The 26,412-nt window shown below is 38.2% G+C and carries 24 protein-coding genes (1 of these 24 cut by a window edge); 11 read left to right on the plus strand and 13 right to left on the minus strand.

Translation table 11 applies throughout. The annotated features are described in order from the left end of the window. Positions 1-197 carry the 5' portion of a hypothetical protein gene (locus tag A3H37_04275; protein OGL48664.1) on the minus strand. 55 nt of this gene lie to the left of the window's left edge, so 197 of the gene's 252 nt are visible here — the first part of the coding sequence; it begins with the start codon at positions 195-197; its stop codon lies beyond the left edge, outside the window. 218 nt (positions 198-415) lie between these two features. Between A3H37_04275 and A3H37_04280 the strand changes: the two genes are divergently transcribed. Then, a complete protein-coding gene (locus A3H37_04280) occupies positions 416-1,597 on the plus strand; it encodes a hypothetical protein (protein ID OGL48685.1) in 1,182 nt (393 codons plus the stop codon). A gap of 305 nt (positions 1,598-1,902) precedes the next feature. On the opposite strand, the gene A3H37_04285 is transcribed toward A3H37_04280, so the two are convergent. From A3H37_04285 to A3H37_04295, 3 genes are all read right to left on the minus strand, one after another. Continuing rightward, a complete protein-coding gene (locus A3H37_04285) occupies positions 1,903-4,590 on the minus strand; it encodes a hypothetical protein (protein OGL48665.1) in 2,688 nt (895 codons plus the stop codon). Positions 4,591-4,610: 20 nt separating this feature from the next. After that, on the minus strand, positions 4,611-4,973 hold the full coding sequence (locus tag A3H37_04290) for a transcriptional regulator (protein ID OGL48666.1): 363 nt from the start codon (positions 4,971-4,973) through the stop codon (positions 4,611-4,613). A gap of 350 nt (positions 4,974-5,323) precedes the next feature. Then, positions 5,324-5,611 carry a hypothetical protein gene (locus A3H37_04295; protein OGL48686.1) on the minus strand — a complete coding sequence of 96 codons (288 nt, stop codon included), beginning with the start codon at positions 5,609-5,611 and terminating at the stop codon, positions 5,324-5,326. 332 nt (positions 5,612-5,943) lie between these two features. On the opposite strand from A3H37_04295, the gene A3H37_04300 reads away from it, so the two are divergent. The 3 genes from A3H37_04300 (at position 5,944) to A3H37_04310 (ending at position 11,857) form a co-directional block, all read left to right on the plus strand. Continuing rightward, positions 5,944-6,957 (plus strand): hypothetical protein, encoded by a 1,014-nt coding sequence (locus A3H37_04300; protein ID OGL48667.1) that lies wholly within the window; start codon positions 5,944-5,946, stop codon positions 6,955-6,957. 30 nt (positions 6,958-6,987) lie between these two features. Next, positions 6,988-7,455, plus strand: a complete 468-nt coding sequence (locus A3H37_04305; GenBank protein OGL48687.1) for a hypothetical protein — start codon at positions 6,988-6,990, stop codon at positions 7,453-7,455. A gap of 199 nt (positions 7,456-7,654) precedes the next feature. Further along, positions 7,655-11,857 (plus strand): hypothetical protein, encoded by a 4,203-nt coding sequence (locus tag A3H37_04310; protein OGL48668.1) that lies wholly within the window; start codon positions 7,655-7,657, stop codon positions 11,855-11,857. Here A3H37_04310 and A3H37_04315 read toward each other — a convergent pair. Continuing rightward, positions 11,832-12,332 carry a hypothetical protein gene (locus A3H37_04315; GenBank protein OGL48669.1) on the minus strand — a complete coding sequence of 167 codons (501 nt, stop codon included), beginning with the start codon at positions 12,330-12,332 and terminating at the stop codon, positions 11,832-11,834. The genes A3H37_04310 and A3H37_04315 overlap by 26 nt on opposite strands. Before the next feature lie 258 nt (positions 12,333-12,590). On the opposite strand from A3H37_04315, the gene A3H37_04320 reads away from it, so the two are divergent. Beyond that, a complete protein-coding gene (locus A3H37_04320) occupies positions 12,591-13,718 on the plus strand; it encodes a carbamoyl phosphate synthase small subunit (protein ID OGL48670.1) in 1,128 nt (375 codons plus the stop codon). Here the strand turns inward: A3H37_04320 and A3H37_04325 are convergent. The 5 genes from A3H37_04325 to A3H37_04345 all read right to left on the minus strand — a co-directional run bounded on the left by A3H37_04325 (position 13,715) and on the right by A3H37_04345 (position 17,474). Further along, entirely contained in the window at positions 13,715-14,713 is a 999-nt protein-coding gene (locus A3H37_04325; protein ID OGL48671.1) for a hypothetical protein, read from the minus strand. The genes A3H37_04320 and A3H37_04325 overlap by 4 nt on opposite strands. Before the next feature lie 79 nt (positions 14,714-14,792). Further along, complete coding sequence (locus A3H37_04330) at positions 14,793-15,155, minus strand: hypothetical protein (GenBank protein OGL48672.1); 363 nt, start codon at positions 15,153-15,155, stop codon at positions 14,793-14,795. Further along, entirely contained in the window at positions 15,136-15,399 is a 264-nt protein-coding gene (locus tag A3H37_04335; protein OGL48673.1) for a hypothetical protein, read from the minus strand. The genes A3H37_04330 and A3H37_04335 overlap by 20 nt, the downstream gene beginning before the upstream one ends. A gap of 86 nt (positions 15,400-15,485) precedes the next feature. Further along, positions 15,486-16,109, minus strand: coding sequence for a hypothetical protein (locus tag A3H37_04340; protein OGL48674.1), 624 nt, complete (start codon positions 16,107-16,109; stop codon positions 15,486-15,488). A gap of 51 nt (positions 16,110-16,160) precedes the next feature. Next, positions 16,161-17,474, minus strand: a complete 1,314-nt coding sequence (locus A3H37_04345; protein ID OGL48675.1) for a hypothetical protein — start codon at positions 17,472-17,474, stop codon at positions 16,161-16,163. 470 nt (positions 17,475-17,944) lie between these two features. On the opposite strand from A3H37_04345, the gene A3H37_04350 reads away from it, so the two are divergent. After that, positions 17,945-18,556, plus strand: coding sequence for a hypothetical protein (locus tag A3H37_04350; protein OGL48676.1), 612 nt, complete (start codon positions 17,945-17,947; stop codon positions 18,554-18,556). A 331-nt stretch (positions 18,557-18,887) separates the two neighbouring features. On the opposite strand, the gene A3H37_04355 is transcribed toward A3H37_04350, so the two are convergent. After that, positions 18,888-19,154 (minus strand): hypothetical protein, encoded by a 267-nt coding sequence (locus A3H37_04355; protein ID OGL48677.1) that lies wholly within the window; start codon positions 19,152-19,154, stop codon positions 18,888-18,890. A gap of 136 nt (positions 19,155-19,290) precedes the next feature. Continuing rightward, entirely contained in the window at positions 19,291-20,289 is a 999-nt protein-coding gene (locus A3H37_04360; protein OGL48678.1) for a 7,8-didemethyl-8-hydroxy-5-deazariboflavin synthase subunit CofG, read from the minus strand. A 171-nt stretch (positions 20,290-20,460) separates the two neighbouring features. Here A3H37_04360 and A3H37_04365 point away from each other — a divergent pair, with 171 nt between their 5' ends. The 5 genes from A3H37_04365 (at position 20,461) to A3H37_04385 (ending at position 25,661) form a co-directional block, all read left to right on the plus strand. Continuing rightward, a complete protein-coding gene (locus A3H37_04365) occupies positions 20,461-21,414 on the plus strand; it encodes a ribonuclease Z (protein OGL48679.1) in 954 nt (317 codons plus the stop codon). A 209-nt stretch (positions 21,415-21,623) separates the two neighbouring features. Next, the gene (locus A3H37_04370) at positions 21,624-23,066 is read left to right on the plus strand and encodes a menaquinone biosynthesis decarboxylase (protein ID OGL48680.1); all 1,443 of its coding nucleotides are present in this window, start codon (positions 21,624-21,626) and stop codon (positions 23,064-23,066) included. Continuing rightward, positions 23,056-23,871 (plus strand): hypothetical protein, encoded by an 816-nt coding sequence (locus A3H37_04375; protein ID OGL48681.1) that lies wholly within the window; start codon positions 23,056-23,058, stop codon positions 23,869-23,871. The genes A3H37_04370 and A3H37_04375 overlap by 11 nt, the downstream gene beginning before the upstream one ends. Before the next feature lie 2 nt (positions 23,872-23,873). Further along, positions 23,874-24,638, plus strand: a complete 765-nt coding sequence (locus tag A3H37_04380) for an MBL fold metallo-hydrolase (GenBank protein ID OGL48682.1) — start codon at positions 23,874-23,876, stop codon at positions 24,636-24,638. A gap of 258 nt (positions 24,639-24,896) precedes the next feature. Then, complete coding sequence (locus tag A3H37_04385; protein ID OGL48683.1) at positions 24,897-25,661, plus strand: hypothetical protein; 765 nt, start codon at positions 24,897-24,899, stop codon at positions 25,659-25,661. A gap of 170 nt (positions 25,662-25,831) precedes the next feature. On the opposite strand, the gene A3H37_04390 is transcribed toward A3H37_04385, so the two are convergent. Next, complete coding sequence (locus tag A3H37_04390) at positions 25,832-26,374, minus strand: hypothetical protein (GenBank protein OGL48684.1); 543 nt, start codon at positions 26,372-26,374, stop codon at positions 25,832-25,834. Positions 26,375-26,412: the final 38 nt, after the last annotated feature.

Raw genomic sequence — 26,412 nt, forward strand, 5'->3', positions numbered from 1 at the left:
CCGGTCATAAAAATTAGTAAGTTTTGAGGCGAGAGTGGGCCAGTGTGTGAATCCGTTTCATCCCTCAGAATCTTTGCTCCGATGCCGCTTCCCCCGATGAATAAATCTGCATCTCTTGAATTCAGCTCCTTTACAGATACTTCATTTTTAGATAAATTAACCCAGAGGAGTTTGCCTGTATAGCCTTTAAATTTCATAATATTAATTTATAAAGCAAATTGTTTTCTTTTCAAGAGAAATATTTATTGTGGTTTTAAGAGTTCTAATAATATAAATAAAATTTGGGGAAAATTTTTCGCAGGCTAAAGCCTGCGGCTACAATGATATAATTAATGTAGCCGCACACTTTAGTGTGCGTTTTTCATCTCAGAGCATTTTTTATGAAGGTAAGATTTTGATTGTAAAGGGTGAGTCAATAGAAAGAAATGTCAGTCTAAAAGAGATCTTCTTTTCTTTCTTAAAACTTGGTGCAACCGCTTATGGCGGACCTGCCATGGTAGCCAATATCAAAGATATGGCTGTTGGAGAAAAAAAATGGATTTCAGAGAAAGAGTTTTTGGAGGGAATAGCTCTCTGCCAGATAATACCCGGAGCTACTGCTTTTCAGGCTGCTTCGTATGTGGGATATAAGCTGAGAGGGATTAAAGGTGCTGTAGCTGCGGCTTTTGCTTTTACTTTCCCTGCTTTTCTTTTAATGCTCGTTCTCTCATCAGCTTATTTTTCATTGAGGAATATTGATATTTTCCAGACAGCTTTCATTGGCATGAGAGCTATAGTGGTAGGCATTATAGTTAATGCAACTCTTAATATTGGAAGGTCAGCCGTTGATAACTGGAAGGGGTTTTTGCTGTCGCTGCTGGCATTCTGGTTGTTTTTCTACAAGGTAAACATACTCTGGGTAATTTTCATTTCTGCCGTTATTGGGATTTTTTTTTATTATTCAAAAGAGACAACCAACAAAGAACAAAAACAGCTTATTTCTGAAAGCATTGATGGCAAGAAAAATAAATTTTTTTTATCAGCCTCCATTATTGCCGGCTTTGTAGTGGTATTGATTTTCTTCTGGTGTATAAAATATATTTCTCCTGTCACATCAAAACTGTGTTTTGTTTTAATGAAGATAAATGTTGTTGCATTTGGAGGCGCATATTCAAGCTTGCCTCTTTTTCAGGCTGAAGTTGTAGATAAATACGGATGGGTGAGTACAAAGGAGTTCATAGATGGAATTGCAATGGGTCAGATTACTCCGGGACCGATTATGATAACTGCAACCTTTATTGGATATAAGGTTTATGGATTGGCTGGAGCTGTGTTGGCTACAATTGCCATGTTTGCTCCAAGCTTTGCTCTTCTGATGTTTCTTTCCCTTCAGTATGAACGCTTTAGGAATTTTAGATTTTTTCAGCCAATGGTAAAAGGGATACTCTCATCTTTTGTTGGAATGCTTGGGCTGATGGTTTATTATTTTGGCAAGGAAGCCATAGTTGATTTGAAGACTCTTGTGATGACCATTGCTTCTGCGGTTCTTATATATTTTAATGTAGAGTTGTTTTATATAATTCCAGTGGGGATATTGATTTCCATTGTGTTGTTTTAATGTCCTTTACCACTTGGGATTACAGCCTGTTCACAGGCTGACCGAGAATTCCCTTTTGTCATTGCGAGCGACCCCTTCGACATGCTCAGGGTAAACTCCGGGAGCGTGGCAATCTCATTATTTTCAAATGGATTCTGAGATTGCGGAGCCTGTTCCGAGCCAATGAGATTGCTTCGCTATCGCTCGCAATGACAGGCGAAGGAATCTTGCTCCTCGCAATGACCATTCTCAGTCACCCTGTTCAGGTCTGTTTCTACAATGAGCAGAAACAGGCTTCTTAAACCTGTCAATATTAAACTTTAATGCTAATGCTTGCCGCAGCAGTTACTTCCTTCGGTATGCTCGTGATGTTCGTGTTCGTCATGGTCATGGTTACCATCACAGCAATCCCCTTCGTGGACGTGCTCATGCCTGGCACCTTCTTCTTCTTTTTCCCCAAACCTTAGAAGCCTCATTCCATTTGCTATGACAACAAGAGATGTTCCTGTATCTGCAATTACAGCCATCCAGAGATTGGCTAAGCCTGCGAATGTCATTCCAATAAAAACCGCTTTTACAATCAGGGAAAGAACAATATTACTTTTTATAATTCCAAGAGTCTTCCTGCTCAGCTGTATAGTATAACTCAGCTTTGACAAATCATCAGCCATAAGTGCGATATCAGCAGTTTCAAGGGCTATATCTGTTCCGGCAACTCCCATTGAAAATCCAACTGACGCTGTTGCAAGCGCCGGAGCATCATTTACTCCGTCTCCAACCATTCCAACCTTGCCATATCTGCTGATAAGACTTTTGATGACGCTCACCTTGTCCTGTGGTAGCAGTTCTGCTTCATATTCGTCTACATTCAACTCGCTGGCAATGGCTTTTGCAGTATTTTCATTGTCTCCAGTAAGCATCACTATTTTCTTAACTCCAACATTCTTAATTTCTTTCAGGGCATTTTTGCTTATATCCCTTGCTTTATCAGCAAGCGCTATTAATCCCATTACTTTGTCTTTCTTTGCGACAATTAAAGCAGTTTTTCCCTGAAACTGGAGGTCCTTGATTTTTTCAAGAGAGCCGTTAAGAGGGATGTCAAGCTCTTTTATGAATCTGAGGTTTCCAATAAAGAAAGTCTCACCTTTTATTTTTGCCTGAGCTCCTTTGCCGGGATGGGAGAGAAACTCATCGGCTTTTTCAATCCTGACAGATATTTTCTTTGCGTGTTTTACAATTGTTCTTGCAACAGGATGCTCTGACTTTTCCTCTATTGATGCTCCTGCGGAAAGGATTTCATTATTTGAATATCTGTCCAGAGGAATTATGTCTGTTACCTCTGCATGTCCCTTTGTGAGTGTTCCGGTTTTATCAAAGGCTATGACAGATAGAGCGCCTGCTTCCTCAAGGAATGCACCGCCTTTTATCAGGACACCATTTTTTGAAGCAGAGCAGATTGCAGATACAATTGCAACAGGAGTAGAGATGACCAAGGCACAGGGGCATGAAATTACAAGAAGTACCAGCGCCTTGTAAAACCACGGAGAAAAGGGTTCACCGAGAAAGAGTGGCGGTACAGCCGTTACAGCTATTGCCAGCAAAATTACAAAAGGAGTGTAATATTTTGCAAATTTATCAACAAATACCTGCGAAGGAGCCTTCTGCGCTTGTGCTTCTTCAACTAAATGGATTATTTTTGAAATAGTGTTGTCCTTGTAAAGCCTGGTAACTTTTATTTCAAGAGCTCCCCTTTCATTTATGCTTCCTGCATAAACCTCATCTCCGGTATACTTATCAACAGGCATAGATTCGCCTGTAATCGGAGATTCGTTAACTGATGATTCCCCTCTTATTACAACGCCATCCATTGATATTTTTTCCCCGGGTTTTACAACTATCACGTCATCTACTTTTATCTTTGATACAGGCAGCCTGACTAATGAGCCGTTTTGTTTCAGGGATGCTTCTTTTGGAGAAAGGTCAATTAGCGCTTTTATAGCATTTCTTGTTTTGTCCATTGTGTAGCTCTGGAGGGTATTGCCAAGAGAGAAGAGAAACACTACCATTGCGCCTTCCTCCCATTCCCCTATAGCTGCAGCGCCAACTGCGGCAAGACCCATGAGAAAATTCATATCAAGAGACAAGGCTTTCAGGGAATAGAACCCGCTGCGTGCCACATAAAAGCCTCCAACAGCAATTGAAAGGGCAAAAAACAGAATACTAAAAAAACCAAAGAACAAAGATGAGCCGTAGCCCAAAATGATCAGTATTCCTGAGATAAGAGTAAGAAGCCTTCTTTTATCTTTTTTAAGGAATGATGGTTTGTCCATCAAATCGTCTGCTACAGTTTTAAGTCTTGCCTTGTATCCTGCCTCATCAACAATTTTAATAACTTCATTTATGATATCATCTCTTGCTTCATGGCGTATAACCATTTCTGCTGAATTAAAATTGACAAGAGTTTCTTTAATCCCTCTGAGTTTGCTGATTCTCCTTTCAAGCTTTGAAGCGCAGTCAGGGCAGTCCATACCGCTTATCTGGAATATAGACCTATCCTCTCCGATTTCTTCTCCAATATCTTTTATGCTGTATCCGAGATGCTGGATAGTGGTGGAAATTTCTGAAATGGTTACAACCTCAGACTCAAACTCAACCCACATTTTTCCCGATGCATAGTTAACTGAAACCCAGGCGACTCCCTCAAGGTGCGAGATTGATTTTTCAAGCTTTGATGCGCAGTCAGGACAGTCAAGCCCTTCAAGCGTCACAGATTCATGTTTATACTGCTTTTCAAGATGTATGCCGATTTCTCTTGTTTTTTCCTCTATCTTTTCAAGAGAAATAAAATTCGGGTCATATTTTATTTCCATTTTATTGCTGTTTTTCTCAATTGCAAGTTCAACTACACCGCGCAGCGCTGACAGTTTTTCTCTGAGCCTTTCAATACATAATTCACAGCCGTTGCTCTCAGGCAAGAGAACAGGCAAATCTATAACTTTAATGTTAAGTTTCATCAGATTTTCTCCATAGAAAACTACTTATGCCTGACGTGATCCAAACCTTCTTTAAAAAGCTTTACTATATGTTCATCATCAAGGGAGTAGTAGACTATCCTTCCGTTTTTTCTCGGCTTAACCAGCCTTAGTGACCTGAGAAACCTTAGCTGGTGTGATATGGCTGATGAGCTTATATTAAGCAGCGTAGATAAATCGCACACACAGAGTTCGGTTTTTGACAGGACATATAAAATTTTTATACGTGTTGAGTCACCAAGCGCCTTGAAGGTTTCTGCAAGGTCAAGGGTCAAGGAATCTTCAAGCATCTTCTTTGACAGCTTTTCAACCTTATCCCTGTCAATAATATGAGAACCGCAAAATATGTTTTTCTTTTTGACCATAAAAAAATAATATATGAGCAATTGTTCAACTATTCATATATATTATATATTTTGTCAAGAAAATTTTTGGAGGTTGCTGAAAAAGTTCCTATTCGGTGTCATTGCGAGGAGCGACAGCGACGTGGCAATCTCATCTTTTAGCTGACAACTTTTTAATGAGATTGCTTCGCTTTGCTCGCAATGACAAAAGGGAATTCTCGGTAAGCCTGTAAAGGTCTGTTTCTACAGGTAAGAATACCCCGCCTATTGGAATTGCTGTAATGACAATACAAAAAGCTTTAAATATTCTGATAATTTATTTGTGGATTTTGTGAGGAATTCTTGTGTAAATTGAGATATGATTTATGTGCTTAATTTATGAAATAGTACCCGCATTTAAAGTCAACATCAGCAAGGTCTCTTTTATCTATTGGAAAACAGGTACAGGCTTTTGTTCTTCCGTGGTTGTATATCCTGCAAAATATTTCTCCATTTTTTCTTTTGAGAAGAGGGCATTTTATGCTTAAGTCACAGCATTTACCGCATTGAAGGCATGTTCCCCTTCTTTTAGCAAGCTGTTGGTTCACATATTTCGTATTAAAGTTGCATAAAAAATAACGCCTTGTTGTTCCTTTGAAGAGGCGTGCCTTATGAAATATATGTTTTACTCTTTCAACTGATGCCAATTCCTTCAACCTCCTTTTATTAAAGCATTAAAACCAAAATTACTTACTTATATAAAGTCATAAATAGATTTTGTCAAGATTATTACCCATTTTCCTCTAACCCACTTGACAATTTATTTCAGAAATGTACATTTATAAATTTGTCGCAAATCTTAACAGGTTTTAGCAGGCGATAGAAAAACTTGCAAGATTGTCATTGCGAGCAAAGCGAAGCAATCTCGATAATAACTGACAGCTATCAGCTAAAACTGAGATTGCCACGTCGCTGTTGCTCCTCGCAATGACATAGAATAGGCATTTTTTATATGAATGTACTGGTTCTCTATAACTATTCTGATAAGCAGGAAACTCTGGAAAAAGATTATTCAGAAGAAGCAGTTAAGGAGTGTGCTTTTTCTGTCAGAAAGGCACTTGAATGTTTTAATCATCAGGTCATAATGTTTACGCTTATGGATACTACTGATAGCCTGAAGTCTATGATTGAACTGTTGGCAAAAGGCAATATTGATATTATATTTAACCTCTGCGAGGGTTTTGGCTGGGATAGTACAATGGAGCATAATATTGCAGGAATCTTTGAACTGCTAAATATTAAATTTACAGGCTCCGGCTCATTCACTCTTGCTTCTTGTCTTAACAAGGGAAGAACCAAGGAGGTCCTGACATTTTACGGAATAAGAACCCCCAACTTCCAGACGCTTTTTTCTCCTCATAATAAGATAAAAAAGGAACTTACTCTTCCGCTGATTATTAAGCCATTGATGGAGGACGCAAGCGTTGGCATACGGAACAACTCTGTCATATATGAGGCTTCAGAAATTGAAAAAATGGTTTCTCTCTTTTTTGAAAGATACAAAAAGTCTGCATTGGTTGAAGAGTATATTGACGGGCGTGAATTCAATGTGGCTGTTATGGGCAATTCTGAGTTGGAAGTCCTTCCGGTTTCAGAGATTGATTTTTCAGGATTACCTAAGGAAATGAACAGAATCTGTACTTATGAAAGCAAATGGGATTATGAAAGCATTGCATTTCGGAGAACTCCTCCGGTATGCCCTGCAAAAATTGATTCAGGACTTGAGGAAGAGATAAAAGAGGTAGCCATTAAAACCTATAGGGCTATGGAATGCAGCGATTATGCAAGAGTTGATATGCGTTTGTCAAATGACGGGAAGTTATATGTTCTCGAGGCAAACCCGAATCCTGACCTTTCAACTGATGCCGGTTTTTCAAACATTGCAAAAGCATCCGGTATGAGTTATGAAACGCTCATATTGAAAATTTTGGAGATTGCTCTTATGAGGTATAAAAGCAAGCAATAAGGAAGCCAAAGAAAATTTTTTATGGGTTGTATAATAAGAGAAATTGAAAAGAAGGATATTCCGGATATTGAAACTATTTTAGAAACTTCAAACAGTTTCAGCTCAGAGGAAATTCAATGTGCCCTTGAAATGATATATACGACTCTTGCAAGCCAGAATGACTACAGGTTTCTTTGCTGTGAAAAAAACAACAGGGTTGTCGGATATACCTGTTATGGTCCCATACCCCTTACTCAGGGGACTTTTGATTTATACTGGATTTGCGTTAACCAGGAATTTCAGAAACACGGAGTTGGAAAAAGACTTTTGCATGAGACAGAAAATAAAATTATAAACAGCAACGGAAGGCTTGTTGTTATTGAAACATCATCAGACGAAAAATATCGGTCAGCCATTAAATTCTATAAAAAGAATAACTTTTCTGTTGCCTCAGTAATAAAAGACTTTTACCGTGACGGAGAGGATAAGATAATTTTTATAAAAAATGTTAAGGTGTGAATAAATAAGGTATTGACAGGCAATATATGCAATGGTATTAGCAGGTTATGGAAAGAAGGTTATTTATTAGTCCTCAGGGTATCCAGTCATAAAATTAGTCCAATATATTGCAATTAGAATTTGCTTTAGTAAATGAAAAAAGAAATAAGCCGTTTTTAGTGATGCAGTAGTCTTTATTTGGAAAGGAGGCATTATTTTTATGTCTCTTGAGAGAGCCGGAAAAAGCATTTATATTGGAATTGATGTAGGTTCTGTCAGCGTAGATTTTGCCATCCTTGATTCAGATAAAAATATAATTAAAACCTGTTACCAACGAACCCATGGACAGCCAGTTCAGGTCTGTATTGATATTTTTGAAGACCTGCTCAAAGAAACTTCAAGAGACAGAATAAGCGGAGTTGCAACAACAGGTTCAGGAGGCAAACTGATTGCAAGCCTTCTTAATGGTTCTTTCACAAATGAAATAATCTCGCAGGCAAAGGCTTCTGAATATTTATACCCACAGGTAAAGACCGTAATAGAAATGGGAGGAGAGGATTCAAAACTGATACTGCTTGATTTTTCTCATGAAACAGGAAGGATTCATATAAAGGATTTTGCCACAAACACAATGTGTGCTGCCGGGACCGGGTCGTTTCTGGACCAACAGGCTCACCGCCTTGGAATATCGATTGAGGAAGAATTTTCCAATCTGGCGCTGATGTCACAAAACCCTCCGCGAATTGCCGGAAGATGCAGTGTATTTGCAAAAAGCGATATGATTCATCTCCAGCAGGTTGCAACACCTGATTATGATATTGTGGCAGGCCTGTGTTATGCGGTTACAAGGAATTTTAAAAGCAACATAGCAAAAGGGAAAAAGTTTGTAAAACCGATTGCTTTCCAGGGAGGGGTTGCAGCAAACAAGGGAGTTGCCAAGGCTTTTGAGGATGTGCTCGGGCTTGAAAGGGGAGAGCTTCTTATTCATGAGTATTACGGAATAACAGGAGCTATTGGAGCCACATTAATTCTAATCGAAAATCCTCCAAAGGAATTTTCATTTACAGGGATAGAAGTTCTGAAAGGTTATATTAACAGACAGAAAAATTCAGAAAGAAAAGGACTCAAACCTTTAAAAATAACTCAAAGCTCATACTCTCATATTGAGGATAAGGATATAAAGGGAATTTTCCCAAACAACGGGAATAAGATTGATGTATTTCTTGGAATTGACATTGGCTCTGTAAGTACAAATGTTGTTGCAGTAGACAGAGATAAAAAAGTAGTTGCAAGAAGGTATCTTATGACTGCAGGCAGGCCTATTGAGGCAGTGAGAAAAGGATTGAAAGAGGTAGGAGAGGAGATTGGAAGCTATGTTAATGTCAGAGGAGTCGGAACAACGGGTTCAGGAAGATATTTAATAGGAGATTTTGTCGGAGCTGACGTTATAAGAAATGAAATTACCGCACAGGCTAAAGCAGCAGCTGATATTGACCCTCTTGTTGATACCATATTTGAAATAGGCGGACAAGATTCTAAGTATATCAGCATTTCAGAAGGAGTGGTAGTTGATTTTGAGATGAACAAGGTCTGTGCTGCCGGGACCGGCTCATTTATTGAAGAACAGGCTGAGAGGTTAGCAATAAATATAAAGGAAGAATTCGGAAAAATTGCCCTCAGTTCAAGGCATCCTGTCTGCATGGGAGAGCGGTGTACAGTTTTCATTGAATCTGATTTGATGCACCACCAGCAGAAAGGGATACCAAGAGAGGACCTGATTTCAGGATTAAGCTATTCAATTGCATATAATTATCTCAACCGTGTTGTCGGGAAAAAGAAAATAGGAGAAAGAATATTTTTTCAGGGGGGAGTTGCAGCCAACACAGGTGTGGTTGCAGCCTTTGAAACCATTCTCAATAAAAAAATAGTAGTTCCGCCCCATCACGATGTAACAGGTGCCATTGGAGTGGCACTGCTTGCTATGGAAAACAATATATCCTCTTCCGGTTTTAAAGGCTTTGATGTTGGAACCAGGAAATACCAGATTAAAAGTTTTGAATGCAAGGACTGTGTAAACCTCTGTGAAATCAGAATGGTAACTGTAGAAGGAGAGAACCCGCTTTTTTATGGAAGCAGATGCGAAAAGTTTGATGTAGATAAAAAATCACAAAGAATTTTTGATAAAAAGGATTTATTTGATGAGAGGGAAGAACTTCTTTTTGGTTCTCCACAGGTTCTGAACGGTAAAAAAATAAGAGGGAAAATCGGGATTCCAAGAACTCTCTACATCTATGAGCTTTATCCATTTTTTAAGGCTTTTTTCAATGAAATCGGTTTTGAGGTCATTCTTTCAAGCCAGACAAACAAACTTATAATCCATAATGGTCTTGAGAATGTAACCGCAGAGACCTGCTTTCCTATCAAAGTAGCCCATGGGCATATACTGGAACTCTTGGAAAAGGATATTGATTATCTTTTCTTGCCAAGCATTATCAATATGTTTGTCAGAAACTCAAAGTATGATAAGAACCAAACCTGTCCCTATATACAGGCAATTCCCTATATGGTGAATGCTGCGGTAGATTTCAGCTCAAGTGGTGTAAAGGCTTTGTCTCCGGTATTTCATTTTCAGAGGGATGAGAAGCATATAGAAGAAAGCATGGTTGAGATGGCTAAAGAAATAGGGATTGATGCTGCACAAGCAAGAAACGCAATATATTACGCCTTTAAAGCCCAGAATGAGTTTTATTGTCAGACCAACAAAAAAGGAAAGGAATTCCTCAGAGGGCTTGATAAAAATGAAAAAGCCCTTGTAATAGTGAGCAGGCCTTATAATGGTTATGACTGTGGTATAAATCTGGACATTCCAAAGAAACTCATGAATCTTGGTATCTCTGCAATCCCAATGGACTTTCTGCCTCTTGACACAGTGGATTTAACAGACGAACATCCAAATATGTACTGGAAATCAGGACAGAGGATGCTTTCTGCTGCAAGACTTATAAAATCAGACCCGAGGCTTTTTGCAGTCTATATCACAAACTTTGGGTGTGGTCCTGATTCATTCATTACACATTTTTTTCATGATATGATGGAAGGAAAGCCTTTCCTTCAGCTTGAGATAGATGAGCACAGTGCTGATGTAGGAGCAATAACACGGTGCGAGGCATTTCTTGACAGTCTGAAGAACTACAGAGAAAAGCCTTTTTCCGTGACAAAGAAAAATTCTAAAATTCTTTCTTCATTGAGCGAGAAAAACCGTATAATTTTCATTCCGAATATGGATGACCATACATATGCAATAAAGGCTGCTTTTGAGGCAAACAATGTAATGGCAGAAGTAATCCCTGAGTCTGATGAAACGACTTCTCTTCTTGGCAGAAAGTTCACTTCTGGCAAAGAGTGCTATCCGTGTATCCTTACAACAGGAGACCTGTTTAAAACAATTGAGAATTGCGGGTTGCCAAGAGAAAGAATTGCATTTTTTATGCCTTCTGCTGAAGGTCCGTGCAGGTTTGGCCAGTATCATAAATTCCAGAGACTTCTTCTTGATGAGAACGGTTATGAAGATATTCCGGTTTACTCCCTTGCTCCGAAAAACTCATACTCTGACAAGATATTCGGCAAGGGGTTTGATTTGGCTGCATGGAAGGGGGTAGTTGCTATTGATATCATGCAGAAGGCATTAAGGGAAACAAGGCCGTATGAAGTAAATAATGGAGAGACTGATGATGTTTACAGGGAGTCAATAGATATTGTATGCAAGGCAATTGCAACAAAAAGGAGTTTAATAGAAGCCATGAAAAAGGCTTTAAAGCTTTTCAAAAATATTCCAGTTGATAAGAGTGTCATTAAACTGCGGATAGGCATAGTTGGCGAAATATATATGAGAACAAACCGCTACGGCAATCAGAACATTGTTAAAAAAATAGAATCCCTTGGGGGAGAAGCCTGGGTTGCTCCTATGAGTGAATGGTTTCTTTACACAAACTGTGTTTACAAGGAGAGAAACCTTGGAATGAAAGACTATAAGGGGTATTTGAGGAATATTATAAAAGATAATATTCAGAAATATTACGAACATAAAATTTATAAGTCTGTAAAAGGGTTCATAAGAAACTGGGGTGAACCTGATACAGAAGAGATTCTGGGATACAGCAAGCCATACCTTGACCCTTCATTTGACGGAGAGGCAGTGTTGAGTATTGGGAAAAGCATTGACTTTATTAAAAACGGAATGAAGGGGATAATAAATATAATACCTTTTACCTGCCTGCCGGGTACAATTGTAACGGCTGTTTCGAAAAAACTCTCTGGCGACTATGGAAACATTCCGTGGTTAAACATAGCATATGACGGAGTAAATGATACAGGGAGTGAGACAAGGCTTGAGGCTTTTATGTACCAGGCAAGGTTATACTGATTTCGTATTTTTTGTTGTTGAGACAGTCAATCCTTTCATCTGTAACAGGAGAGCGCAGGTAAATCTCTGAAGATGGGTAGAAAAACCAGTAGCACTTGTCTCCTTTTATCCAGATTTCTCCGCCACTGATGTCTCTCACTGCATTTTCTGAGATGTAGAAGCTTATAAGGGAATTAGAGTCAGCTTTCAGGAATGCCTTATTTATCTGGGGAGCAAATTCTTCCACTTCCTTGTCAGAGAATACTTTTTTCCCGTTACACTCCATTGAGGACATCATTGAAGCAATTGTTTTATCACTTATCTTGTATGGGTGGTTAAAGGGCGGGGTTTCATTGCCGTAAAAATTTTCCCCGGTCAGGAAAATTTTGCCGTGGTTCTGGACATGGTAGATTATTGACCTGTCAATGCAACCAGTCAGAAAAAGAGATAAGCAAAAAATTGGTATGGAGAAAAACTGGCATTTATTTTTTAACATCTGCTTCAATATTTCCTTTGATTTGAATTTATTAATCCATCTGTGAGCTTATACTACCATCTACCAGATTTTTTCTGCAATGATTTTTTTGCAAAGATGATTACAACGATTAAAGATGAGATTACACAGATTAGATTTATTATGAGAAAGTCTCTGTAACCTTTTTTAAATCTGTGTCATCAGATATATTTTTAAAGCATAAAAGTATAATTTATTTAATTTGACAATTACGGAGTAATTAAATAATTTCCAAATATTATGAATGCAATAATTTGTCTTGAAGACGGAAGGCATTTTGCAGGGAAATCCTTTGGCGCAGAGGGGGAAGCCGTAGGAGAGGTGGTCTTTAATACCAGCATGATGGGATATCAGGAGATTCTAACCGACCCCTCCTATCAGGGGCAGATTGTTCTGATGACCTACCCTTTAATAGGGAATTATGGCATAAATTATGAAGATGTTGAATCCCGCAGAATCTTCCTCTCTGGTTTTATTGTAAAAGAATACTGCTTTTACCCGAGCAATTTCCGCTCTGAAACAAGCCTTGGAGAGTTTTTGAAAAAGGCAGATATAGTCGGCATTGAAGGAATAGACACAAGGGCTTTAACAAGGCATATTCGTGACAAGGGAGCGCAGCAGGGAATTATTTCAACACTGGATTTTGATGTTGAGAGCCTGATAAAAAAAATAAAGAAATCTCCCGGGCTTATAGGGAGGGATTTTGTAAAAGAGGTTACAACAAATTCTCCTTATTCCTGGAATGAAGGAGGATGGGATCTGGAGAAGGGTTACAGGAAAAATTCCACCAAAAAGCCACAAAGATATAAAGTAGTAGCCTATGATTTTGGCATAAAGCATAATATACTGCGGATGCTTGTTGATTCAGGCTGTGATGTTGAGGTTGTTCCTGCAAATACAAGAGCAGAGGATGTGCTTGCAAGAAATCCTGACGGAGTTTTCCTGTCAAACGGACCCGGAGACCCTGAGGCGGTTTCTTATGCGATAAACAGTACAAAAAGGCTTTTAGGTAAAAAACCGATTTTCGGAATCTGCCTGGGGCACCAAATTCTGGGGCTTGCCCTTGGCGGAAAGACTTATAAACTTAAATTTGGCCACCACGGAGCAAACCACCCTGTAAAGGAACTCTCATCAGGAAGGATTGAGATAACAGCGCAGAACCACGGCTTTGCAGTTGATGTTGATTCAATTTCTGATGCATATCTTACCCACGTCAATTTAAATGACCAGACTGTGGAGGGAATGGCTCATAAAAACCTGCCAGTGTTTTCTGTCCAGTACCATCCGGAAGCCTCGCCAGGACCACACGACTCAAGGTATCTTTTTAAAAGGTTTGTTGATTTGATGGAGAAATACAGAAATTCTTAGCCATCTTTCTTTGATTCCTGCTTTGATGTGTGGGTTGACTCTGTTTCCTCATCTGAAGGATTGGTTGGTGTTGGAACAAATTCTGCCTTGAATGGTCTAACAATAGAGGAGATTATGGAAATAAGAAGAATGCTTGCAATCACACCTAAAGCAATCTCAATCGGAATTTTATAGATGTTGGCAAGAAGCATTTTTACTCCTATAAAGACGAGAATGGCAGAAAGACCATAATGGAGATAGTGAAACAATCGCATAATCCCAGCAAGCGCAAAGTAGAGTGCCCTTAGTCCTAAAATAGCAAATACATTTGAGGTGTATACAATAAAGGGGTCTACTGTGATGGCAAGGATGGCAGGAATCGAGTCTATGGCAAAGATAACATCTGTCGTTTCAACAACCAACAGCACAATGAATAATGGCGTGGCAAAGTACTTTCCCGCTTTCTTAACAAAAAACTTATCTTCTTCATACCTGTCAGTAACAGGCATAAATTTTTTGAAGAGCCTTAATACTGGATTTCGTTCCGGATGGATTTCTTTATCTTTCTGCAAAGCCATTTTGATTCCGGTCAGAACCAAAAAGCCTCCAAAAATATAGATAATCCAGTGAAACTTCTGGATCAGTGTTATACCTATGGCAATGAAAATCGCCCGCATCACCAGCGCACCAAGAATACCCCAAAAAAGAACCTTGTGACTATATTGAGAAGGCACACGAAAATAGGAAAATATCAGTAAAAAAATAAAGATATTGTCCACGCTGAGAGAATACTCAATTAAATAACCGGTCAGAAATTCAAGCGCCTTCTCCGAACCTCTCCAGAAGTAAATTCCCATATTGAAGAGAAGCGCCAAAGTAATCCAGACCGTACACCACGCAAGTGCCTCTTTGAGCTTGATCTCATGAGCCTTGCGATGGAAAACTCCAAGGTCTATGACAAGCATTGCAAGTACTAAAATGTTAAATATAATCAACAACAGAACTTGATTTGGCATTAAAATTTCCTTAGTGGGAATCCAGAATAAAAAATTGTAATAACTTTTTTAGATACTCCACAGATTGCTCCTTAGAAGGTTACTTCTTAAACACACTAAAAAGCTTATCCATAACTGTCTTTTCAAGTTTTGATACAGCCTCAAGTTCTCCGGCATCAAGCCATATGCCTTCACATTCTGAACATTTATCCACTTTTATTCCTTTATAATCAATCTCTATTAACTTCATCCCACATTTAGGACACTGCATAAAATGGAGTTTTTTTAATCGTTTTTTTTCTTTATCTATCTCATTTTCAACTGAAAGATTTGTTAGAAGCAGTGGGTTTTGAAGCGCTTCTTCAGCTAACTTTTTTACCTTTTCATCTTCAATTGTTTTTCTTCTTTCATACTCCATTCTTGCAAAATATTCTTCTTCTTTTTCACTCGGTTTTACTGGCATGATTATTCCCTCCTTTGTTACTTACTTTATCTTTTATGTTATTTACTTTATCTTTTACTTTTTCCAAAACTCTTCTTGCCCAGACAAACTCTGTAGCAAGGATTCCGAGGCCAAGAGGTATTACAATGAATGCAGGTCCGGGCAGTACAATCATTGTAAGTCCAATAAGGAGTACTGTAAAACCAATTACAGCTATAATAAGTTTTTTTGCCTGTTTAATAGTTTTAAGTATAAATACTGTCATAGCTATCTATCAAAAATATCGAATATCTTTTTAAATGTAGAGTCCTCCACAATTTACTTCCTCCTTATTCTTTTCAGGTTCTCCATTTAAGAGGTTTTTTTAAAAACATTTGTGACTGGGTTGTAGGCATATATGTTTCCTGTTTTAATCTCATAATACCATCCATGCAAATGAAGAGTTCCCTCTTTTAATAATTGATCTACAAAAGGATATGTCTGAATATTTTTTATCTGGAAAAGAACATTTTCTTCTTCTGTAATTCTAAGACGGGATTTTGTGGATGAAGCAGAGTAAAAGGTATTAACTGCATTAATTACAGGCTTAGCTATTTTCAACCAATCCTTCAGATGTGGCATATTGTTGAATTCCCTTTTATCTTTATAAAGTGCCTGCATTGCCCCACAGTTGGAATGTCCACACACGATAATATCAGTTACCTTTAAATCCAACACTGCAAACTCTATCGCTGCTGCAACACTGTTTTTGTCTTTTATAGCATCATATGGAGGGATGATATTCCCAACATTTCTTACAATAAAAAGTTCCCCTGGCTTACTCTGGGTAACAAGATTTGGGTCTATTCTTGAATCAGCGCATGTTATAAAAAGAACTTCCGGTGTCTGACCTTTAGAGAGCCTGTTGAAGAAGTTCTCTTCTTTCTTAAAGTATGATTCCTGAAATTTATGAATTCCCTGATAAAGTTTTTTCATTTATCATCCAACCTTATAGCTACAAATCCTGTTGTTTTGTTTTCTTTGACCTTAGTGAAACTTCTTCTGGTTATATATTTCTTCTTCAGCATGTGCTTTTTTCCAGGTCATCAGAATAAAAACAACAACAAGCAAATCAGCAATTCCGGTAAGCACAAACGGCATTGAGTGAGCAACAAGGTCAAAGAGAAATCCCCCTGCCTGCAAGAAAAACATTATACCTATGGCGGCAGAAGTGTGATATCCTCCAAGGACTGAACCTATAATATTTCTGGGAGCTATGTTAGAAGTGAGAGTAGATGAACCAACACCTACGCCATTGACTCCAAGTGCAAAAATAAATACACATACTTTCATCCAGATTGAAAAAGGGTTTGTTATAAAAACCATTAGGGTAAGTCCTGACCCTGCTAAAAATAGTCCCAAAGCGAGAATTTTAAGCTTCCCCCAGTTCTCAACAAGATAACCCCATATAGGATAACAGAGCAGCCCTATTACGCTTGCCATGGCAACAATAATTCCTGCTTCACCCATTGCCTGCATTGGAGTACGGCCAAACTCTTTTGCAACTTTGATAGCCCACACCATTGTGAACATTCCGAATATTACAACATCAGCACGTGATGCAAAAGCTGTTGCAAAAGTTATCTTCAAGCAGGGGCTTTCCTTCAACATTCTGAAAACCTCTTTCCAATTTACTTTTTCTTTTTTCTTCTTGTCTACAAGCTCAACGAGACCTGCCCTTGAGATAACTGAAGCTACTATTGCTATTAGCATTGAGAGTAAAAAAGTATTATAGAGTCCGATTATCTTAGGGAGCCGAGCAATAAATGAAAAGCAGAATAGAGAGCCTGCTGTAAACATAAAACCCATTATAGCCATTGCTTTTCCACGCCCGGCAATAAAAGTATAATCAGTAAATAAGGACTGTATCTGAGGCCAGACGAGAAGCATAGAAAAACCTATAAAAAACCGGAATACATAGACAAGTAAAAGTGGTTTATTAACTCCTATAAAGTCTGCAATTATGTGAGATGAACCAAAACATAGAAGAGATATTCCGGTAAGAATAAAGCCAGTAACGAGTAAACCTCTTCTGCCTATCTTGTCAGATAGTATTCCTATGCCACCGACTAAGAATATAATTGTAATCTCTACAAGCACAGAAAGTGAAGCATTGATTTTTCCTATATGCTGTCTGTCTATTCCTATAACTTCCTGTAGAAAAAGGGGTTGAAGTACTACGGGAAGTATATTCATTGTCATACAAAAAAATGATATAAAAGAGAGGGTAATAAAATTTAGACGGGCAACTCCTTCACGCAAATTTATTCCTAAAAATGTTGCTCCTTTTGTAGATTCCATTTTACCTCCTTAGTTTGACTAAAAATTCAGTGAAATTATTTATCAAGGTAAAAAAAAGACCTTTACCTGTCTTCAACAGGTAAAGGTCTCGTATGTTCCAGTAGAACCGTGGGAACCGGACCAGCCTTTCGGCTGATCGTGTTGACGACTCTCCACACCTGCTTTCAGCAGATTACTACTCCCCCTTACATATTGTTTTTATTGTAAACACCCCATCATTTATATTGTCAAGGGAATTTTAATTGTTAACAGCTATATTTTTAATATTTTACTAATTCATTGACTAAGATATTGTCATAGGATATTTTTTGTTATAACTTAATTAAATGGCAAAGACAGGGTTAGAAAACCTCACCCATCCAAATAGGAATAAAGAATTTTGTTTGTGTAGAATCAGATTCTCTCTGGTATTGAAAGATATAAAGAACAGTTTCTACAATTTTTGAACGATGGAGGATTTTATTTTTTAGATGAAACTGCCATCTCTTTCGTATGATTTATTAAAAGCGATAGGAGTTCCTCTTTTTAAATTATATTTTCGCCTTGAAAGCATCAATGCAAAAAATATTCCTGCAAAAGGCGGTGTTATCATTGTTGCAAACCACTCAAGCTTCATTGACGCTCTTTTTATTGCAGCAACAGTGCCAAGAAAAATAGGTTTCATGATGCTTCAATCATTCTATAAAAAACCGGTGCTAAACTGGTTCTGCAGAGATATTACCTGTATTCCTGTTCCTGATAATGAATCAGGACATCAGGCGCTGAGGCGGGCAATAGAATATCTGAAAGAAGGGAACACCCTCAGCATTTTCCCTGAAGGAGGGAGGTCTGATGACGGGAAACTGAAAGAGGCAAAAACAGGGACTGCATTCATCGCATTAAAAACTGGAATCCCTGTGATTCCTGCCGGCATTATTGGAAATTTTAAAGCATATTCCAAACACCACTTGGTTCCAAGACCCTATAAAATCACTGTCCGCTATGGAAAGCCAATGGTATTTGAGAAAAAAAATAAGATTACCAGAAACGAATTAAACAGCACAACTCAACTTATAATGGAAAAGATAAAAGGACTGATGTGAAATTAACATGCTGAATTCAAACACTCAGAACTTCCTTGTACATTTTTTTAACTTGTTAATTCTCCGTGGTCTTACCCCGGTGTTTCGTTTGTGTCATCATTCCCACGAAAGTGGGAATCCAGAAAAAAAGGGATTTATATTGCGAAGGAATAATAACATAAAAAATTTATTTTATTTATAATTTAATCTCTTTTACCTGTTCAATAAAAAACTTTTTTATTTCTGTTCTTGATACTGGTTTCTTTAAAAAAAAGATTTCCGCTTCTTCAACATCCTCCAGATAAATAAGCTGCTCAAGAAAAAGATGGGTGAAAAAAAAGCTTTTCCTTTTTCAGTGAGTACCTCGGGATGCATAATTAAAATATTTCACCGAGAAAATAATTGATGTTAAACGTCTGGTGCGAGGCTTTATTTCAGTTGCTGGTACCTTTTCCAATATCTCTTTGATTATTTCTTTGCCATAATAATTAACTATCCATCGCCAATGTCTCAGATCGCCATAGTTTATCGCATTGATGATAATGGTCTTTTTCTGTTTTTCAGGGTCGATCTTTGTGAAATCATAGGACCATAAAATCTGAGCAAAAAAATCAGGCAAAGATTTATTTTTTTTTAGAAGATGTTTTCATACCCATTAAAAATATAATACCATAAATTTAGAAAAATACCAATTATAAATTGCACTTTTAAATACTTCCAAAGCCATCCCGACAAATAATCCCCCCAGCCCCCCTTTAATAAAGGGGGGTAAAGGGGGATTTATAATAATCAAATTCTTCGTTTTGTAGATACTTTTCTATTATCTTTCCAACCTCCTCTGAATACCAGCCAAGGTTATAGTATTTTTTATAGACAGGGAGTCTTCCTGTCAATTTGTGTCCGAGTGAATAAAGCCTTTTTGAAATTTCCTCAACGTTTTCCCACGGGCTATCAGGGTTTACATGGTCTTTTCCTTCTGAAATTCCACCAATGTCAGAGACTCCAAGTTCAATCATCTTCAAATAATCAATATTGAGATTCTGGGGTATCTGGACAGGAATATCTGAGTTGTCTCTTACAAAATCAAACAGCTCTTTGTATTCTTCTTCCTTAACCTGTTCAGAGATTCTTATTTTCGAACCTGTGTTTGGAACAAAATTCTGTATGATTATTTCCTGTATGTGGTTATATCTGCTGTGGAGGTTAATGATTTCCTTCAGTGAATTAATCCTGTCCTTCTGATTTTCCCCAATGCCAATCAATATTCCTGTTGTGAATGGTATCTGAAGCCTTCCTGCATCCTCTATTACTCTCAACCTCTCCTTTATATTTTTTTGAGGGTGTACTGCTTTTCCAAAAACAGAATTTATGTTCTCAAGCATTAATCCCATTGAGGCATTGTATTTTTTTAATATGTTTAAATCTTCAAATGGGAGAACTCCTATGTTTGTGTGTGGAAGCAGATGTTTTTTTAAAATCAGCTTGGATATGTTGGCTGCATATTCTGCAAAGCTGTTATAGCCAAGGGTTTTTAACTGTCTTGAGACTTTCGGGATTTTCTGAGGGTTTTCCCCTGACATCACCAGAATTTCCCAGTGCCCTTTTTCTTTTGCAGTTTTCAGGATTTCTTCAGCCTCGGGAAAGAGAATAATCCCTTCATCTTTCTTGCGGAACCCGCAGTAAAGACACAGATTTGCGCAGGAATGGGTTAAAATGAGTGTGTAGCTTTTTGAGTAGGTTATAATCTGTTCCATAAAAAAGCTGTAAGCTATAAGCTATAGGCTATAAGTGGTTTTAAAAAAACTAAGCTTCAAAAACCCAAGAGATTTTTCTTGACTATGGATTGTTAGCCAAATAATTACTCCATATAAACCAAAGTTTCAATAACAAAACTTATAGCTTACAACTTATAGCTTATAACTGAAATGAAGGTAATTTTTTTAGGTACAAGCGGCGCAATTCCAACCCTTTCAAGGAATCTTCCTTCAGTAGCAATTCAGAGGGATGGCGAGATTTTGCTTTTTGACTGTGGTGAATATACCCAGATTCAGCTAATAAAAGCAAATCTGAGGATTGGAAGGATTGAGAACATATTTATATCTCATCTCCACGGAGACCATGTAACAGGACTGCCGGGAATTTTGATGCTTCTTAATCATGCAGCAAGGGAGAGACCTATTAACATCTATGGTCCTCCCGGAATAAAGCAGTATATTTTTACAACAAAAAAGATTTTAAACTTCTTTGCAGGCTATGAGATAAATGTTAAGGAAATCTCGGAGAAAACTATATTGGCAGAGGTTAAGGGAGAGGATTATTCAGTTAAATTTTTTCTTCTTGAACATACTACCTTTACCCTTGGCTTTGTTTTTGAAGAAAATGACAAACCTGGAATTCTTGATGTTGAAAAAACAAGAGCATTAGGAGTACCTGAGGGACCTCTTTTGAAAAGGCTTAAAAATGGAGAGGATATAAAACTGGAAGACGGAAAAATAGTTTATTCCAAAGATGTTGTCGGGGAATCTATAAAGGGAAGAAAAATAGTTTATGCAGTTGACACAAGACCTGCAAAAAGTGTTGCAGAAATCAGTGCAGGTGCAGACCTTTTAATACACGATGGCATGTTTGCAGAAGAACTGGCAGATGAAGCAAACCTCAGAGGGCATTCCACAGTAATGCAGGCATCAGAAATAGGGAAAAACGCTGAAGTCAAGAAATTGGCTTTAACCCATATAAGTCCCAGATATGCTGACCCAAGACTGCTAATTGAGGAGGCAAAATCTGTTTTTCAGAATAGCTACATAGCTTATGATTTGATGGAGATAGAAATACCGTATAAAAAAGGGTTCGAGGGTTCAAGGGTTCAGGGGTTGAAGTGAAATTAAAAGTTCAAAAATCAAAAATTAATAAAGTGTCATTGCGAGGAGCTTTAGCGACGAAGCAATCCCCCCCCTTACCCCCCCCTTTAGCAAAGGGGGGGTAAGGGGGGATTTGAGATTGTCACGCTCCCTTTGGTCGTTCGCAATGACTAAGTGGCTATTTTCGGATTAACATGAAACATTACAACATTCCAACTTTCTAACATTTTATGGCATACAAGGATTTAAGAGAGTTTATTGAGGTTCTTGAAGGCAAAGGTTTGCTTAAGCGGATAAAAGCGTCTGTTGACTGTGAGCTTGAGATAACAGAGATTACAGACAGGGTATCAAAGTCTTTGGGACCTGCACTGCTTTTTGAAAAAGTCAGGGGATACGATATGCCTGTTCTTATAAATGCCTTTGGAACAGAAGAGATGATGAATCTCTCTCTTAAGATAAATTCAGTAGATGCGCTTGCTGAAGAGGTTGCAGACATTCTTGAGACAAAAACCCCTCAGAGTCTGCTTGAAAAAATAAAACTCATTCCAAAATTAAGAGAGCTTAATTCTTGGTTCCCAAAAACAGTCAGGAGCGGTCCGTGCAAAGAAGTTATTATAAGGGAAAATCCTTCACTTAAGATTTTTCCGGTTTTGAAATCTTGGCCTCTGGATGCCGGAAAATTCATAACCCTTGCGACTGCATTTATGAAAGACCCTGAGACAGGAGTCCGCAACTGCGGGATATACCGCATGCAGATTTATGATGATAAAACCACAGGGATGCACTGGCACATCCACAAGGTTGGGGCGTCAATAATGAGAAAATACAAGGAAAGAGGGATAAGGATGCCTGTTGCCGCCTGCATCGGGACAGACCCTGCTGTTACCTTTTCTGCAATAACACCAATGCCTGATTTAATTGATGAGATGATTCTGGCAGGATTTATCCGCAAAAAAGCTGTTGAGATGGTTAAATGCGAGACCATAGACCTTGAAGTTCCTGCAAATTCTGAAATTGTCCTTGAGGGATATGTTGACCCTGATGAGTTAAGGCTTGAAGGACCATTTGGTGACCATACAGGTTTTTATTCTTTGCCTGAAAATTTCCCGGTCTTTCACCTCACATGTATCACCCATAGAAAGAATCCGATTTATCAAACCATAATTGTTGGAAGGCCTCCGATGGAGGACTGTCATATGGGCGCAGTGATCGAAAAACTTTTTCTTCCTTTGATTAAAAAACAATTTCCGGAAGTTGTTGACATGCACATGCCGTTTGAGGGAGTTTTTCACAATCTCCTGATTGTTTCCATAAGAAAACATTATCCGGGTCATGCCCGTAAGATGATGCACGCCCTTTGGGGGATGGGACAGGCAATGTATACAAAGGCAATAATTGTGGTTGATGAAGATGTTGATATCAGGGATTTGAGTAATCTTACATGGAAGGTCCTCAACAACATTGACCCTGAAAGGGACACAGAATTTGTTATGGGACCAACAGAAACTCTTGACCACGCTTCAAGGTCTTTTACCTATGGCTCAAAGATGGGGATTGACGGCACACGGAAATGGAAGGAGGAGGGTTTTAACAGGGAATGGCCTGAAGAAAGCAGAATGACTCCTGAAATAGCAGAACTGGTTAAAAAAAGATGGAAGGAATATGGGTTCTGAAAAAAGAAAGCTGAAGTTTGGATGTCATGATTTTCTGAATTCAAAGCCACTTATTATTCCTTTTTTCAGAGAAGATTTAGGGCGTTTTTTTGATATTGTCTTTGATACACCTGCAAAGATTTCTGAGAAGCTTATTGACGGGAAACTTGACATAGCCTTTATACCATCAATTGATTTTCTTAAAGATAGCAGCTTGAAGCTTGTTCCTGATATTTCAATTTCTTCTGATGGTGAAGTAAAGAGTGTAATACTTTTATTAAAAAAAGAAATTAAGAATGTTAAAACTATTGTCCTTGACAAAAAATCAAAAACATCAGTGGTGCTACTGAAAATTCTTTTTAAAAAATTTTATAAAAAAAATGTGAAATTTCTTGATGACACAAAGGCTAACCTGAAAATTGCTGATGCAAGGCTTATAATAGGAGATGAAGCCCTTATGCATACTTATCCATTTCCTAAGAAAATAGATGGAAAAGAATCTTTTCATTATGTTGTTGACCTTGGGAAAGAGTGGAAGAGATTTACAGAACTTCCATTTGTCTTTGCTGTTATAGCTGCAAGGGAATCAGTTGATTTGGATTTTGCAATGGAGAAACTGCTCAAATCTAAGTCTATCGGGACAAAAGATATGGCAGATATTGCAATGAAAGCATCAGATTCAACAGATTTCCCTTTTAAGTATTGCTATGACTATCTTTCAAAAAGAATAAAGTATGACCTTGGGAAAGAAGAACTCAAAGGACTTTCCAAATTTCAGGATTTAGCTTTTGAGATAGGGGAGTTGAAAAGGAAAAGGAAAATTTAAGGATGGAAATACTTTTTCTTGGAACTGGCACATCCCACGGCATTCCAAAGATTGCATGCAGGTGTGATGTATGCACCTCAAAGAATCCAAAAAACAAACGAAACCGTTCCTCTGCTTACCTTTGTTTGGAAGACGGGTTTTCCATACTCATAGACACATCAATAGATTTAAGAACACAGTCATTACAATACAATATAGAAAGAGTGGATGCTGTTTTTTATACACACTATCACGCGGACCATATCTTCGGTCTTGATGAACTAAGGCGCTTTAACGAGCTTTCAGGAAAAACAATACCTATTTATGGGAGCAAAGAAACTATTGATGGGATAAAATCAATATTTTCTTATGTCTTTGAAAATAATTATATCCCCGGAGGCGGAATTCCTTCTCTTGGAACAAATGTAATAAACAGCAGGTTTGATATTAACGGCGTTCACTTTGAAAGATTAGAAGGCAAACACGGTATTTTCGAGGTCTCAGGATTCAGGACAGGTAAGTTTGCCTATTTTACAGACGTAAATTATATCAGCAGGAGAACTCTTGATAAGATGAAAGGACTTGATGTGCTGGTGCTTGGGGCTCTGCGCGATACACCGCACCCAACACATTTTACAATTGATGAAGCTGTTGAAATTATAGAAAAGGTAAAGCCGGAAAAAAGCTATTTGACGCACATCTCACACGAAATTGACCACGAAGAGATATCTTCTGTTCTTCCTAAAAATGTGTTTCTTGCTTATGACGGATTGAAGCTAACGGTTTGATTGCAGATTTAATCCCCCCTTAACCCCCCTTTGTCAAGGGGGGGCTGGGGGGATTTTCATTATTCGAATGACATTGTGAAACAGCCCGTAAAGGGAGTTTCTGGATATACTTGACTAATAAATTAATATAGTAACTTATTGAATTAAATTATTATATTATTTATAAAACTAAAACATATATATTAACTTGACAAAATCAACAGGATATTATTATGAATATAAAAGGAAAGAAATTAGGGTTATAGAGCAGAGGTGATTATGGAAGCAGTTACAGAGACAGGAGAAATAGGACAAGAAAATGAGTACTCTTTTCTTGAAAAATTTTCTGCTGAGCAGATGCTTGAATGGGCATTTAAAAATTACGGTAAAAGGGCAGCAATAGGGACAAGTCTTCAAAAAACCGGAATGGTTATCATGGACCTTGGTTTAAAAATAAGCAAGGACTACAGAATCTTTTTTGTTGATACCTTAAACCACTATAAAGAAACCTATGAGCTTCTTGATGAGGTTGAGAAATTTTATGGCATAAAAATTGAAAAATTTTCTCCTTCTGCGGAAGATATTGAAAAACTAAACAAAGGAATGGGGCAATTCCCCTACTACTCACGCTTTGGACGTGGTGAGTGCTGCAAAGTAAGAAAGATGATTCCAAATGAAAAGGCGCTTGAGACGCTTGATGTGTGGATAAGCGGATTGAGGGCTGACCAGTCTGCATTCAGGCAGATAAACGCTGGCAAGGTAGAGATTGTTTATAAGGATGAAAGAAAGATTATAAAACTTAATCCGCTATTTGACTGGTCAGAGGAACAGGTTGCAAGATATAGCAAAGAGAAGAAATTGCCCTACAATAAACTCTACGATTATAAATCTCCTTATGGTGAGGTATTCAAGGAGATAGGTTGTGTTCCGTGCCATATTCCTGTGTTTTCTTCAAGAAGCAAAAGGGCAGGGAAATTTCCATGGGAGACAGGGGAGAAGGAGTGCGGTATACACATTGACCACTCTGACGGAAGCGGAATATAAGAAAAGTTCAAATGTCAAAGTTCAAAGTTCAAAATTTTTTCCCTCACCCTTGCCCTCTCCCGCAAGGGGAGAGGGATTTAGTCTGAGTATACCCTCCATTGAGTTGGATTTCTCTTGGCAATTATCCCCTCCCTTGATGGGAGGGGAATAAGGGGAGGGTGAAATTATTACTACTTCTTCTTCACTACAAACATTTTTCCCTCGCCTGTTCTGAAGCCGTCTGCGGTTTCAACAAAAATTTTTACTTTGCCGGGTTTGGCTCCTGAGGGAACGGTTACGGTTATGCTGGTATTTTTCCATGAAACAACATCACATTCAGTTTCAACATCATTCTTTATTATTAATACTTTGCCCTGTTCATTCCCCAAATCACTTCCCCTTATAATTACTTTTTTCCCGACTGAACCACTTCCCGGATTAAGAGCTTTTACCTGAGGATATTTAGAAGGAAGCCCGATTATCTGAAGCCCTGCGCCACCAGCAGTAACATAAGCTGTGGCTCCAGAAACATAAATTCCTGCAGTCGAACCAGGCGTGTCGTATGTTGCAAGAAGCCTTGGTCTTGAGGGATTGCTGACATCAACAACTGCAAACCCCACTCCATTAACAACATAAGCTGTGGTACCTGAAACATAAGCATTAATGGAATTGCCAGGAATTTTTATTGAGCCAAGCTGCTTTGGCTTTTGAGGTTTTTTGAGAGCTATACTCAAAAAGAGTGTAAAAAGTAAATAGAGGTGGTGTATCCTTT

Source organism: Candidatus Schekmanbacteria bacterium RIFCSPLOWO2_02_FULL_38_14, from assembly GCA_001790855.1.
GTDB lineage: Bacteria > Schekmanbacteria > GWA2-38-11 > GWA2-38-11 > GWA2-38-11 > 2-02-FULL-38-14-A.